This window comes from Sphaerospermopsis sp. FACHB-1194 (assembly GCF_014696235.1).
In the GTDB taxonomy this organism is placed as follows: Bacteria; Cyanobacteriota; Cyanobacteriia; order Cyanobacteriales; family Nostocaceae; genus Sphaerospermopsis; species Sphaerospermopsis kisseleviana.
Window position 1 is genome coordinate 1 of sequence record NZ_JACJPU010000028.1, and the last position, 14670, is coordinate 14670.

At 40.1% G+C, this 14670-nt stretch carries 8 protein-coding genes, 2 tRNA genes and 1 pseudogene; 4 read left to right on the forward strand and 7 right to left on the reverse strand.

The features are described from left to right. Positions 1-219 precede the first annotated feature (219 nt). Positions 220-1110 carry a DUF4351 domain-containing protein gene (locus H6F45_RS16190; RefSeq protein ID WP_190347693.1) on the forward strand — a complete coding sequence of 297 codons (891 nt, stop codon included), beginning with the start codon at positions 220-222 and terminating at the stop codon, positions 1108-1110. Positions 1111-1524: 414 nt separating this feature from the next. Here H6F45_RS16190 and H6F45_RS16195 read toward each other — a convergent pair whose 3' ends face one another. From H6F45_RS16195 to H6F45_RS16210, 4 genes are all read right to left on the reverse strand, one after another. Further along, the gene (locus H6F45_RS16195) at positions 1525-1701 is read right to left on the reverse strand and encodes a hypothetical protein (RefSeq protein ID WP_190347694.1); all 177 of its coding nucleotides are present in this window, start codon (positions 1699-1701) and stop codon (positions 1525-1527) included. Then, positions 1683-4961 (reverse strand): DISARM system SNF2-like helicase DrmD, encoded by a 3279-nt coding sequence (gene drmD, locus H6F45_RS16200; protein ID WP_347237739.1) that lies wholly within the window; start codon positions 4959-4961, stop codon positions 1683-1685. Before drmD ends, H6F45_RS16195 begins: the two co-directional genes overlap by 19 nt. Positions 4962-5045: 84 nt before the next feature. Further along, on the reverse strand, positions 5046-7142 hold the full coding sequence (locus tag H6F45_RS16205; RefSeq protein ID WP_190347695.1) for a DNA polymerase III subunit gamma/tau: 2097 nt from the start codon (positions 7140-7142) through the stop codon (positions 5046-5048). A 100-nt stretch (positions 7143-7242) separates the two neighbouring features. Then, positions 7243-7395 carry a hypothetical protein gene (locus tag H6F45_RS16210; RefSeq protein WP_190347700.1) on the reverse strand — a complete coding sequence of 51 codons (153 nt, stop codon included), beginning with the start codon at positions 7393-7395 and terminating at the stop codon, positions 7243-7245. Positions 7396-7714: 319 nt separating this feature from the next. Between H6F45_RS16210 and H6F45_RS16215 the strand changes: the two genes are divergently transcribed. Both H6F45_RS16215 and H6F45_RS16220 read left to right on the forward strand, forming a co-directional pair. Beyond that, positions 7715-8389 carry a hypothetical protein gene (locus tag H6F45_RS16215; RefSeq protein ID WP_137668375.1) on the forward strand — a complete coding sequence of 225 codons (675 nt, stop codon included), beginning with the start codon at positions 7715-7717 and terminating at the stop codon, positions 8387-8389. Between the two features lie 89 nt (positions 8390-8478). Beyond that, a complete protein-coding gene (locus H6F45_RS16220; RefSeq protein ID WP_190347702.1) occupies positions 8479-12132 on the forward strand; it encodes a tetratricopeptide repeat protein in 3654 nt (1217 codons plus the stop codon). 587 nt (positions 12133-12719) lie between these two features. Here the strand turns inward: H6F45_RS16220 and H6F45_RS16225 are convergent. The 3 genes from H6F45_RS16225 to H6F45_RS16235 form a co-directional block, all read right to left on the reverse strand. Further along, the gene (locus H6F45_RS16225; RefSeq protein WP_096572112.1) at positions 12720-13739 is read right to left on the reverse strand and encodes an ABC transporter ATP-binding protein; all 1020 of its coding nucleotides are present in this window, start codon (positions 13737-13739) and stop codon (positions 12720-12722) included. Between the two features lie 333 nt (positions 13740-14072). Further along, positions 14073-14144: transfer RNA gene (locus H6F45_RS16230), tRNA-Thr, on the reverse strand. A 99-nt stretch (positions 14145-14243) separates the two neighbouring features. Then, positions 14244-14329 (reverse strand) — tRNA-Tyr (locus tag H6F45_RS16235). A gap of 148 nt (positions 14330-14477) precedes the next feature. Here H6F45_RS16235 and H6F45_RS16240 point away from each other — a divergent pair. Beyond that, positions 14478-14666, forward strand: a pseudogene (locus H6F45_RS16240) (zinc ribbon domain-containing protein); the annotation flags it as partial. Between the last annotated feature and the right edge of the window lie 4 nt (positions 14667-14670).

Genomic DNA, 14670 nt, shown 5'->3' on the forward strand with positions numbered 1-14670 from the left:
GTACATCCTATAATCCTGGTTATCCTGATTCAGACAATTATCAATTATCAATTATCCATTATCAATTATCAATCACATCCCGTACATCCTATAATCCTGGTTATCCTGATTCAGACAAAATAAAATCATAATAAAATAATTATATCCCCAGTCACCACCAATTCACATAAAATATGTTATAATTAATATTATGAATAAACCAAAATATTGCATCTACCAATGACCCGATTTATATATGATGAATTTTCTAAAGACTACCTAGAAGAACTCCTGCAAGATTTTGGAGAAATTCAAGCACCTTATAAAATTTCTTCAGAAGTTAGAGAAATAGACGTTTATTTCTCACCATTTCCTCAACAAAATCCCAATATTAAAAAATTGGGACTTTTAGGAGACTTAGCAAAAACACCAGCAATATTTGAACCCTATCGTAACTCTGTTACTGATGAACAGATAGAAGATTGTATTTTGAAATTGTTGGAAGTTAAAAGAGTTCTGAGAAAGGAATTTAAAGACAAAAACACCAAAATTCCAGATCATCAAATCCCCCGACTTTGGATCATTACTCCCACTTTATCAGATAGAATATTATCTAGTTTTGGTGCATTTTCATCAACTAAATTTTGTCAAGGAGTTTATGAAATTGCTGAATATTTCCGTGCGGGAATTGTCGTCATTCATCAATTACCAGAAACTCCCGAAACTATCTGGTTAAGAATTTTAGGAAGAGAAAAAGTACAATCAAAAGCAATTGATGAGTTACTATCTTTAGATACTGACGAACAATTCAAACGAAAAACGCTAGAATTATTCTATGTGTTGATGGACAGAATCGCAATCAGAAACCCTAAAACAATCACAGAGGTAAATATGAAACGGTTAGTTAACTACTATCAACAAGATCGTGATTTAGCGGTTCAAGAAGGTAAAACTGAGGGACAATTATCATTAGTTATCAGACTTTTAACTAAAAAGTTCCAAGAAATAAACCCGAATATCACTCAAAAAATTCAACAATTATCCCTAGAAAAAATTGAAGAATTAGCAGAAGCATTACTTGATTTTAACCAATATCAAGACCTAGAAAATTGGTTACAACAAAATCAGTAATTTGGTGACTGGGGACTGGGGACTGGGGACTGGGATATAATTATTTTATTCTGTAGGTTGGGTTGACGCAAGGAAACCCAACATTTTTATTTAACGCAGATAAACAAAATAAATCATCACTAAAAACGACAATCTCTAAACAACATCCTGTACATCCTATAATCCTGAAAATCCTGATTCAGACAATTATCAATTATCAATTATCCATTATCAATCACATCCCGTACATCCTATAATCCTGAAAATCCTGATTCAGACAATTATCCATTATCAATTATCCATTATCCATTATCAATCACATCCCGTACATCCTATAATCCTGGTTATCCTGATTCAGACAATTATCAATTATCAATTATCCATTATCCATTATCAATCACATCCCGTACATTCTCAAATCCTAAACATCCTGATTCAGACAAAATAAATCATCAATAAAATCATAATAAAATAATTATATCCCCAGTCCCCAGTCCCCAGTCCCCAGTCCCCAGTCCCCAGTCCCCAGTCCCCAGTCCCCAGTCCCCAGTCCCCAGTCCCCAGTCCCCAATTACCCAGTCCCCAGTCCCCAATTACCCAGAAATAGGCCATAAATAAATTAAACCTACAGGTTCAACTCGTACCGCTTTCACTTGATAAGTTCTTTCAATTCTCTCCGGTTCAGTAATTAATTCTATCTCTAATTTTTCCAACCTTTTCACCCAATAACGACGATCTGCGTCTATTTGTTTTTGTTCATCTGCGGGAAATAATGATAATTGTATTTTGGTGGTTTCTTCCTGTTTTTGGGTAATACGTTCTTTTTGTTCTGCTAAAATCTTTTTCATTTCCCCAGCTTCTTTTTTACCCCTTTCAGTTAATTTTTTCTCTGCTCTTTCTGCTAAAATTTGAGCGCGTTTCTCTAAATGGGGAATGAGTTCTGCAATATCCTGACTTGCGTGTTTTTGTAGTCTGGTTTTGATCCCTTCTCCTACTTCATGAAAATGGGCGATCGCTAATGAGTCTTCTAACAACTGCAAGACATCCTGTTTATCCCCTTCTCCCAATGGTTGCAGTCTTTTTTTACCCCGGTTTGCAGGATCTATCCATTCTGCGGCCATTGCGATCACCTCATCATGCAACCTGGCCGCTTTGTCTCCGTATAACGACAACCGCCCCAAAACAATAATTTTCGGGATCGGATCATTGGTTAAACACACAGAAGCACGGGTAAGTTCATCATGTAAAAACCCTTGGGATAAAAACCTGCTTAATAATCTCTGTACTAACCGATGTTCTAAATGTAAATGTACTACATCCCCATCCAAAGAACCTGGATCACGGAAAACTACCGGACGAATAGGTGCTTCCCTGCGCCATTCCCAGGGTTTTTGTCCTCTTTGTTTCGGTACTCGTAAAGTATCTAAAGTTGCTGACCAAGTAGGATCTGCCCCAGTTTGCTGATCCAGTGCTGGAATCATCCACCGGGCAGTTATCGGGTTATTAACCGCCTCACTTTCATCCAGCGGTGTCAATGGGGAAGCGTTGAGAATTTCTAAAGATGCAGAGATGGCCGCCCGGAAATGTTGATCACTTAAATTTAACCATTGCTGTGATTTTTTTAACATTTCTTGCAGTTCACCCAGTTGTTTATTTAGGTCTTTTTGTCTGATTCTTGCTGCTTCCAACTCGGCGTTAATAACTTCTAAATTCCCCTCTGTTTTAGTATCTATTTTATCGGCTTGATTAATTTCCTCCGTAATATTATTGATGCTTTGATGGCGAATACCGTCCGCTAATAACCGGGAAACTTTTTTCTCTACAACCGGTGCAAGACTGCCTAACTCTCGCTGAATATTATCTGTTTTTCGTACCAAAACATCTAAAACTTTATCTTCCACCCGTTGAGGTAAGATAAAATAATAACATCTCACTAAAGGCGATCGCTGTAATTTTCTATCTATCCGTCCGTTGCGTTGTTCCATCCGGCTAGGATTCCAAGGTACATCAAAATGAAACAGATCCGCGCAGTGATTCTGTAAATTTACTCCTTCTCTCGCCGCATCCGTAGCAATTAAAATCCGTAATGGATGCCGACTAGGATCACTATTAAACGCCTGTTTAATTTCTTCCCTCCTGTCATCCCCTATCCCCCCATGAAACACATCTATGCGGTTATCTGCTAGATGGGAATGGGCGATCGCTGCCTCTAACTGTTGTTGTAAATAGCGTTTTGTATCTGTATATTCAGTAAAAATAATCACCCTTTTATTTAACCAAGCAGCGTTATTTTCCCCCAAATCAGGACAAAGATTAACTTTAATCCACTCTATCAGCTTGATAATCCTGGGGTCTGGCTGATACCGTACTTGATCAGCAATTTCCCCCATTTGCCGTAAAATCTCTAATTCCCTTGGTGTTGCTTGTAACCCATCTTCCCTACTAGCGGCGCTCATTTGTGCATCTTCTTCCGCTTCTATTTCTGCCTCTGGTAACTCCGCCCTGTCATCATCCGCCCCCGCAGACTCTAATAATACTGGGGACTGGTGACTGGTGATTGGTGACTGGGAAAAATAGGAATAATTTCCCTTTGCACCCCTACCTTCTTGACTTCTTTCTATAGCAGTTCTATGTACTTTTAAAGTCCGAGCAAAAGCTTCAATAGAAGATAACAACCGCTTTTGTAAAGATGTAATTACCAACATTGCCGCAGCTTGGGCGGTTTTAGAAACATCCTTTAATCTTTCTTCCCGTAAATGACGATATTCTTGTAATAACCGAGATAATTGTAACTCTGGGGCATTTTCTGGCAAATTATCAATAATAATCGGTGTTACCTGACGCTGGGGAAAAGCTTCCCCGATCTCCCGTAAGTCCTGCTTTAATCGCCGTACCATCACCGTATCAAGTAACTGCCGATTTCGCACCGGTACACCCCGACAAAACCTTTGCGGATCAAGAATTTCCAATAAAGCTGCAAAACTATTAGAGTGGCCATTGTGAGGCGTAGCAGACAAAAACAACTTATGTTCAAATCTTGGCGCTACTTCCCGGATAGTCCGGGTAAGGTGAGAGTCCACCGCATATTTAGCCCCACTCGCAGGGGCGGCATTGTGCGCTTCATCTAAAATTAACATAGAAGCGGCGTTAAAATCTCCCAACCAATCCCGTAAAGGTGCAGAGTATGTTTCATCTCTAAGTAAAGCATGGGAAATAATAAACCGGCTGTGAGTCGTCCAAGGGTTAATTCCATAACCTCGTTCTTGACGACGGGCGGCGACAAACTCCCGATCAAAAATCATGAAAGTCAACCCAAATCGGCTTTCCATCTCCTCCCGCCATTGTCGCACTACGGAAGGAGGGCAGGAAATAACAACACGCTTAACTTTCTGCCGCATCAGCATTTCCCGCAAAATTAAACCCGCTTCAATGGTTTTACCCAAACCCACATCATCGGCAATAAATAAGGCTACCCTGGGCATAAGTAAGGCCTTCCGCAGTGGTTCTAACTGATAAGCTTTAACTTCTATCCCTGCTCGATAAGGTGCTTGAAATAACTTAGTATCTGTGGAAGTTACGCAATTCCAGCGTAAGGTATGCAGGTAAGCACTAAATAACCGGGGCTGGTCAAAACCACAATTAGCTACACTTTCCCAGGAAGTAGTACCAATGATTTTTGCGTCTATTTCCCGTTCCCAGAGGACTTCTAACTGTTCTCCTAATGCGTCATCTTCTAAGCAAGATAAACTAACTTTAGTATCTTCTTTATCATTGGGTTTAGGTACTACCTCTTCTACGAGATATTGACGCGATCGCACCCGTACTATTTGACCTGGTATAATATTATTTATGTCAGTTACAGTATTATTCACCTCAACCAGCCCCCTAACTGAGTATTTGCAAGCTAATCATAATCATAATCTGTTTCATATATTTCAACACTGAGTATTTGCAAGCTAATCATAATCATAATCTGTTTCATATATTTCAACATCTGGTGAAACCCCAGTAGCAGATAAATCTAAAACATCATCTGTCAAGCTGATAATTTCCCCCCTAAAAAATTCCGCCAGGCTTTTAGCTGCTTTTGCTACTTGTTCAGCATTCCAAGTTGATACAGGTGCTGGTGATATGGGTGATTGGTGATTGGTGATTGGTGATTGGTGATTGGTGATTGGTGATATGGGTGTTGGTGATATGGGTGTTGGTGATATGGGTGTTGGTGATATGGGTGCTGGTGATATGGGTGTTGGAGTTAGTGGGGGTGCAGAATTATCTACTGAAGCTGTATTCGTAACTACAGGCTCAATTTTCGGTGTAGGTGGAGGTGGTGGTGGTGCGGGTTGTGATGTAGGTGGAGGTTGATTATAAATAGGGGTTGTCGGTAGTTGCTGAACACTAGTAGAATCTTGTGGAGGCGAATTTTTTTTAGCTGTGGCAGAAGTAGATGAAGTTGCTTTTTCCAAACTTACTTGGATGTCACGTTGAAAAGTGTGGTGAAAAGCAGTTGTAATGATAGGTAAATAAGATTTAACTTTGTCATACCATTTAGGTTGTACAGCAACACGAGCTATGACATCATTTAACTCGATTAATTGGCACATTTGACCTAGTAAAGTTCGTGGTGGTAACTGTTGGATGTTATTACGGACTTGATGCCAAATCTGATTTAAATCATACTCCGATCCCGCTACTACTTCCTGTGGGGGTGCTGTGGGTGTTGTCTCAGGTGCAGGAGGTGTATAAACAGGTTCTGCTGCTGGTGTGGATATCGTGTGAGGTGCTGTGTTAGGTGCTGAATTTTGATTTGGTTGATGATTTGGTTGATGATTTGGTTGATGATAAGCTGGTGCAGGTGCAGAGACTGGAGAATGGTAATTTGGTTGAGTATAAGCCGGTGGTGGTGCAGATACAGCAGATGTATTTGCTGCTTGGGGGATACTAGGCGCTTGTACCTGAATATTTGCACTAGGTAATAAACCCAGTAATGTGACTTCTAACCACAAACGGGGTTGAGTAGTATTTTTGAGTTGTACTTCGGCTGTTCTTAAATGTTGCTGTCCCCGCAGAATTGTGGTTATATCTAACCTGTGGGCAAAGTTAACTAATAAAGTCCAAGTTTGTTGAGTACAAGCAACTAAATCTTGTCGAGTTGGGGCGGTTTTGGCTATAAGTAAATCTCGATAAAAAGCGGCTAAATTTTGGAGAATGATTAAGGGTTCACGTCCTCGATCTAGGATTTTGCGGGTAGAATCTAATACTATTTCTGAGTTATCTTGAGCGATCGCCTCTAATAAAACCAGCAAATCTTTTTCACTCACTGAACCCACCAAGTCCCAAACCTGATCCGGTGATACTTCCCCTGGTAACAAAGCTAATTGATCTAATAAACTTTCTGCATCCCGCAAACCACCCTGTGAAAGTTGGGCTACCAATGTAATAGCATCTTGAGAAATATTAATACTTTCGTTATTAGCAATTTTACTTAAATGTCTAACCATCGCTTCTAACTGAATCCGCCGAAAATCAAACCTTTGACAGCGGGAAATAATTGTTGGTAATACTCGCTGGGGGTCAGTTGTCGCTAAAACAAAAACTACGTGCTTAGGTGGTTCTTCCAGGGTTTTAAGTAACGCATTAAACGCGGCGGTACTTAACATATGACATTCATCTATCACATAAACCTTATAGCGACACTGCACCGGAGCAAACTGCGCTTTTTCTATCAATTCCCGGATATTATCAACACCAGTATTACTAGCAGCGTCAATTTCAATTACATCCAAAGAATAGCCTTTGGTAATGCCTTGACAAATATCACACACTCCACAGGGTTCAGCAGTGGGATTGTTACTTTTAAGACAATTTAAAGACTTAGCCAAAATCCGGGCGCTGGAAGTTTTCCCCGTACCTCTAGGACCAGTGAATAAATAGGCAGGGGCGATTTTTGCCGAATTAATGGCATTGGTGAGGGTAGTAGCGATCGCCTCTTGTCCCACTAGTTCAGCAAAACTCTTGGGGCGATACTTATGGTGTAGGGGTTCGTAAGGCATAAAGAATAGGCAGTTAACAGTGAACAGTTAACAGTTAAAGTAAATATATGTAAATATCTATGGAGTATCACCACCAACAAGAATTTGGGGTTTCACTATTTTAACAACTGATGACCATTTCCTCTGGCAAAGAAGGGAACAGGGAGATGGTGACTGGGGACTGGGGACTGGTGACTGGGGACACTTCGACAAGCTCAGTGCATCGCTGGGGACTGGGGACTGCCTCCTTACATAGCACCTTGTTACCTAACATCGCTAGAATTTTAAGAGCAAGTCCTAAGTTGACAATTTCATAGACAAAACTATACTTATATTGACAAAAATCAATATATTTTTAGGAAAAAATCAACTACTTGATATATAATACGGTGATATCAAGTATTGAATTGAGACTATTGCCGACGCGAAAACCAAGCAATGATGGTGGTAGTCTTTTTCAGAAACTTAATTGGAACACAATCGCGTCTGGCTAAGGCGTGAAAGTCTACTGAGGGATAACTGCTCCCATGCTCCCGTTGAAGTAGAAAGTAAAGTCTAGTTTTGTCTAGGTTTTATATAGCAGGTAACAATCAATGGTGCAGCAGATGCTCAAGCGGGTAATTCAGTGGCTCAAAAAATTGTTCCAGAGTTTATTTGCTAGGAAACATAGTCCTAAACCAGTACAGCAGAATATTGAGAAAACAACCGCACCACCTCTGAGTGATACGGATCTAGAATTTCTGTTTACAGAACTGTTAGCAGGAGTTCATCAAGCTAGAGGCCAGGCTTGGGCGCAAAACTGGTTACATAAAATTGAACATCGTGTCAGCACTCAACAATGGCTAGATTGGCTAAATCACTTTGGAGAGAGATTATTAGCATCTACTAAACCTCATAATGAATTAGCGGCACGGTTAGTACAGTTGGGTGAGTTGGAGGTTGGTGAAGTTGGCGACCTGGCATACAATATTGGTATGCAATTGCTGACACGCACCCAAGCAGAACCTATTTGGGAATATGATGGACCCGATGCTGTCAGTCCAACTGTCTCTGAGGAGAATTTTCCAGAGGAAGAATACCAAACTGTGACTTGGGATGAATTATTGGTGATTTTGCAGGAAAATGACATCTTACGTCAGCAAATTGTACAAGATTTCGCTATTGAAAGTGATGACCCACAACAAATTATTCAGGTACTCATAAATAAATCTCAGACAATGGGTGAATCTGCTGGATCGGAAAAGTCAGATCAACCCATTCCTGAATGAATTGATGACAATATGATGACAATATTAGGTAATTAAATGATTTTTTTGACACAAGGATAGCTACAATCTAGGAGAAAGAAAATCCAAGAATGTGGCAAATGCTCAGGTGGCTATTGCAGTGGCTTAACAACTTATTCAAGTACCCCTTTGGCAGTCGTCGAACTCATGAGTTCAACGGCGATGAGGTGTCTATGGTAGAAAAGTCTCTACCAGAATTAACCAACGTGGATCTGGAAGTATTGTTTAATGAGTTGCTTGAAGGTGTACATCAAGCGCGGGGACAACAATGGGCGCTGAAGTATTTGCAGCGAATGGAACCCCGGATCACTGTTGAGCGTTGGATCGATTGGTTGCTGATATTTGCTGAAAAGTTGCTTTCTTCACCAGCGCCCAATAGTAAGATCGCAACGCGAATGGTACAACTGGGTGAACTCAACATCGGCAAAGTTGGAGAACTGGCATCGGAAATTGGCATCCAGTTGTTAAGCCGTGAGTTCTTAGCCCAAAACTTACCGCAAAATCTACAAAAAACTCCACAACCCGCAGCGGTGGCAACCACACCACCAGTAGAACCATCGTTAAAAACTCCAGGACAACGATTGCTGCGGGATTTGGGTGAGCAATTATGGCAGTATGAACAGAAGGAAACTGTAGATATTGCACCAGATATTGCACCAGATATTGCACCAGATATTGCACCAGATATTGCACCAGTATCCATGAGATTGGAGGAGTCTTGGCCAAGTAATCTACAGCATTTGAGTGTCCAAAATGCAGTAGCAGAAATATCTGATGTGATTTATGAGTATGTAGGGGAAGAACACCCAGGGACGGTGAAAGCAGAAGTAGAGGAAGTTGTAGCCTCTCCCTTGGCAGAAAATTGGGATCAGTCGTTGACTAATTTGCAGCCACAAGTAGCCCAAACTCTGGATGAGTTGGTGATAAGGTTGGAACAAAGTACCAGTTTAGTTCAACAACTAGCTTCGGAATTAGCATTGCGTGATGCCTACGGTGGGCAAAGCCATCTTCCGGCAATAACTCAACGTCTGAGTTATCAACTGACTGTCACTAACCAGGCGGAAATCTTATTTTACCAAGGTTTACAACAAGCTAAGTCTGGTGATTTGTTGGGGTCTTTGGCTTTTTATAGTCAAGCTATTAAATTGCAACCAGAATCTTACGAGTATTGGTTTAATCAAGGGTTGACTTTGTTTCATTTACAAAGGTTTGAAGAAGCGATCGCTGCTTATGACCAAGCAATTAGTCTCAAATCTGATTTCTCTAAAGCTTGGTACAACCGGGGTAGTGCTTTAGGAGAGTTGGGTGATTTTGATGGGGCGATCGCTTCTTTTGATCAAGCTATAGAGTTTAAGTCTGAATACCAAGAAGCTTGGGCTAGTCGGGGTTTAGCCTTGCTCAAATTAGGTCTGATTTGGGAAGCTATTTCTAGTTATGATCAGGCTTTGAAATTACAACCCCAAGATCAGGAAACTTGGTATTACCGAGGAGTTGCTTTGGGGGTAGGTGAGCAGTTTGAAGAGGCGATCGCTTCTTATGACCAAGCTTTAAAAATTCAACCAGACTATCATGAAGTGTGGATTGACCGGGGTGTGGTGCTATTTAACCTCAAACGCTGGTCAGAAGCAATTGAATCCTGGGACGAAGCATTAGCTATTCAATCTGATTTTTACTTAGCTTGGTATAACCGGGGCATCGCCTTAGAAAACTTAGGCAGACGCGAAAAATCTATTAAATCCTATCAACAAGCCATCACCATTAAACCTGATTTTCACCTCGCTTGGTATAATCAAGCTGTAGCTTTGTTTTACTTGGGAAGACTTACAGAAGCTATTTCTTGCTATGACAGCGCCTTAGAAATTAAACTCGACTATTGGGAAGCTTGGCTTGGTCGCGCCTTAGCCGTGGGGAATGTGGTTAATAACAAAGCATCTCTGAGTTTACCCAGTAGCATAGCGAAATCTCATCCTACCCTCAATCAGGGAGGTTATGAGGGCAAAATAGCCACTTATGAAGAAGGTTTAAAACATCTCCGCCCTGATACCCACCCAGAAGGTTGGGGAAGATTGCATTTAGCACTGGGTAACACCCACTACGAACACGGCAAAAAGCAACCTTCACCCCGCTATTATTGGCAACAAGCGTTAACTGAGTATCAACAAGCACTATTAACACTCACTTATGAAGATTTTGCAGAATTGCATCTAGAAGTATTGCAAGCTGTAACCAAAGTGTTTGTTGCTTTAGGGGAAATAGAAACAGCAAAGGAATTACAAAAACAAGGTCTAGATTTATTACAACAATTACTAAATCAAAGCACCTGCTCGGAACAAAACAAAAAACAACTCGCTTTGAAATTTGCAGGTTTCATACAATTAGGAGTTGATTTAGCGGTAAATGCAGGTGATTTAGTAGAAGCTTGGGAAATTGCTGAACATGGCAAAAATACCTGTTTAAAACTACAGCTTTCTGGTGGGAGTAATGAAATTTATTCCCTCAACTATCAAGGGATTCAACAACTACTCAATCCGCAAACTGCGGTTATTTACTGGCATCTTAGCCCGGTTGCTTTACACACCTTTATTATTAAATATGATGCCCCATCACCGCTACTTTTATTAACACCTATCCAAGAGGTAGAAGTCATACCAGAAGCAGTAAAAAGGTTACTAGAATTTGAAAGCTGGCTAGACTTTTGGCAAAAAGAATATCAAGAATATTGCCAAAATCAAAACTTAGAAAATCCCCTGGAAAATTCCTGGTGCGTGGATATGGAAGGCAGATTATTAAATCTGCGGAATATCCTCAATATTCCCACCATTATTCAGGAACTGGAAGGAATTACCAATCTAATTTTAATTCCCCATCGGGATTTACACAAATTGCCTCTTCATGTCCTTTTCTCTCTTGCACAACCAGATGTAAATTACACTATCCATTATCTCCCTAGTATTCAAACGGGTTTGGATTTAAACACCAATGGGTTATCAAATTGGCAACAGCAAAAATTCCTAAGTGTGGAAAATATCAAACCAGCAGTTAATGAGGAAATACAGCAAGAAATACAATTTGTTGACTTTGCAGCAGCAGTGGTGAGACAGATGTTTGATAATTCCCAACACATCCAGGGTTCACAAGCGACAAAAGATAATTTAGAAAATGCCCTAGCCGCAGATTATAACATCTTGCATTTTACTGGTCATGCGGTTAACAATTTAAGTGAAGTTGCAAAATCAGCTTTAGTTTTAGCAGATGAAGATAAACTGACTTTATCAGAAATTAGTCAACAGACTTTTAGTAATTACAATCTGTTTACTCTCACTAATGCTGAAAATGTTAGTCATAATATTCAAAATATCAGCAGTGAATATGTGGGTTTAACAACTGGGTTGTTAAATAGTGGTGTTCCTTATGTATTGAGTACACTTTGGAATGTGGAATCATCTGCTAATGCTTTAGTCATTATAGAGTTTTACAACAGATTACTTTTTCATCACTCTCCAGTTACTGCTTTAGCGGAAGCTACAACTTGGCTAAAAGAAATAACTGTTGCAGAACTGATCACAGAGTATGAAAATTTACTCAATAATCTGCAACCAGAAGAGTTGAAATTGAGGGATTTTGTCACGATGCAAATTGATAAACATCGCCAATTATCACCTCAACAACAGCCTTATAATCATCCTTACTATTGGGCGGGATTTATCATTGCTGGATGTAATTGAATGGATCTTAAAATTACACATTACCTTAAAAACTGTGCATTTTGGGTCTGATAAATTAGAAAATCTGGGGATAACAGATAGCTAAAACTATTCCCTATTCCCTATTCCCTATTCCCTATTCCCTGCCTCAACGAAGGGACTTTTTCAGCAAACCCTATCTAGGGTTTGCTGAATAAACCTAAAACCTTGATATATCAAAGGTTAGAGGCTGATAAACACAGAAATTAGTGCAAGGGTTTTGAAGGGTATACCGGAAAAAGTGTGCATTTTTTGGGATTTCAAGAGATGGCAAAGAAATTTTCAAATCTCCTCCTGACTCCTGACTCCTGACTCCTGACTCCTATGCCCTCACGGAAAGACTTTCTCAGCAACCCCTATCTATTTTAGATGAAATGTTGAAATTGGCAGTGGTGGTTAATTCTTTAGAGGATTTTCAACAGGCTTTGAAATCTGCAACATCAAATTGATAATCTCCGGGCTAGAATCTACTGTAGAGACGTTCCATGGAACGTCTCTACATTCTTTTTCGGAGAGGTCTAATTGACAATTATCAATTATCAATTATCAATTATCAATTATCAATTATCCTATCTCATATTTTGTTTTTTCTCAGCTTTCGGATCACGATTTGCTACAGCAGCTAATTCTGCATCCATTAAAGTTTTACCTGTTGCTGCTAAATAAACATCATCTAAACTAGGACGAGATTGGGCAATACCAAAAATGGGTAAACCTGCATTATTTAACGCTTGTTGAATAGAAATTAAAGCGTCATTTTGGGGAGTAACTACCAAATTTAAGGAGTTACCTTGGGCGGAATTAATGATAATTTCTTGCACAAAAGGTAAAGATGACAGCAGATTTTTTGCTTTGTCTGCTTCTTCATTTGGTGAAAATTCGCGGATGCGTAAGGTAATGCGATCGCCTCCTACTTGATCTTTTAATTGGGAAGGTGTACCAGTGGCAATTACCAAACCCCGATCTATAATTGCTACCCTATCAGCTAAAGCGTCAACTTCTTCTAAATAATGACTGGTGATGACAACCGTAGTCCCCCCAGCGCGTAATTTTCGCAAAAAGTCCCACACCACAAAACGGCTTTCTATATCAAGTCCTACCGTTGGTTCATCTAATACTAAAACATCTGGGGAATGTAATAAACCAGCGGCCAAGTCTAGACGTTTGCGTAAACCACCGGAATAAGTGCCGGTTTTCTTATCTGCGTATTCCTGTAACCCGAGTAAATCTAATACAGTGTTAATGCGTTCTTTGATAACTTTACTGGGGAGGTGATAAAGTGCTGCTTGCAGTTGTAGCAGTTCTCGACCGGTTAAAACCTTATCTAAAGCCACCTCTTGAGCGACATAACCCAGCTTTTGACGTGCTAGTTTAGGGTTATCTAACACCGAGATTCCCGAAACTTCGATTTTTCCAGAGTCAGGGGTGGTGAGGGTACACAAAGCGCGGAGAGTAGTGGTTTTCCCTGCACCGTTGGGACCAAGTAAACCGAATATTTCCCCTGGTTTCACCTCAAAGGAGACATCCTTAACAGCGACTACAGAACCGTAGCTTTTTTTTAGATTTTCGATTAAAACTGCTGAGGCCATGACAGCAATAAATCCTAACTATACATTTCGCAACAATCTATTTTCTATTGTACGAGTTAGGCGTTAGGTGTGATGAGTTCTGGGTTTCATTTTGAGAAACTTGTTTTTTGGTATAAAGCAGTACAGTGTCTCAATCAGGATTTCCAGATTTTCAGAATGAACAGAATTTTGCAGAAAAAGCCGAATTTTACCATGACACAAGAGTTAAGGGGTTCATTTTTTTTTATTTTTTGGGGCAATTTTGGGATAAAATATGTTTTATAGATGTTTGATAGTCTTTAGGGAATAGCCTAAAAACCTTATATATTAATATATACTAATAGTTTTAAAACAAGCCCGTGACGAGGATTGAACTCGTGACCTCACCCTTACCAAGGGTGTGCTCTACCACTGAGCCACACGGGCAAAATTGAAATTTACTTTTCGGGTTTTTGATGATTTATGAATTACAAAGCTGAGAATTTAACTCGACACTCAGCTATTGTAACCCATATCATCTCAAAGTGGTGGGCCGGGCTGGATTTGAACCAGCGTAGGCGCAAACCAACGGATTTACAGTCCGTCTCCATTAACCACTCGGACACCGACCCGCTTCGTTCCACTTTTCCTATAGTAGCAGCAGTTTTTAGGTTTGGCAAGGGGTTGGGAAAACTTTTTTTCAAAAAAACCGGAAAGGCTTAAATCACAACGGTTTCAGATGATTAACCCCTGAGTTAACCTGTTTCTTGCAGGGAGTGTAAGCGGTGATCAATGTCATTATCTCAAAGAGTGTTTAAATGTGATAACTGTGGCTTTGAGATTGACAGAGATTTAAACGCTGCGATTAATTTAAAACAAGAAGCGGTCAGATTGATCGTGTTAGCCTGTGGACTAGATAGTGCCGACACTGCTAGGGTGAAACAGGAAGAAAAAGCCAACTTTTGTTAGCATT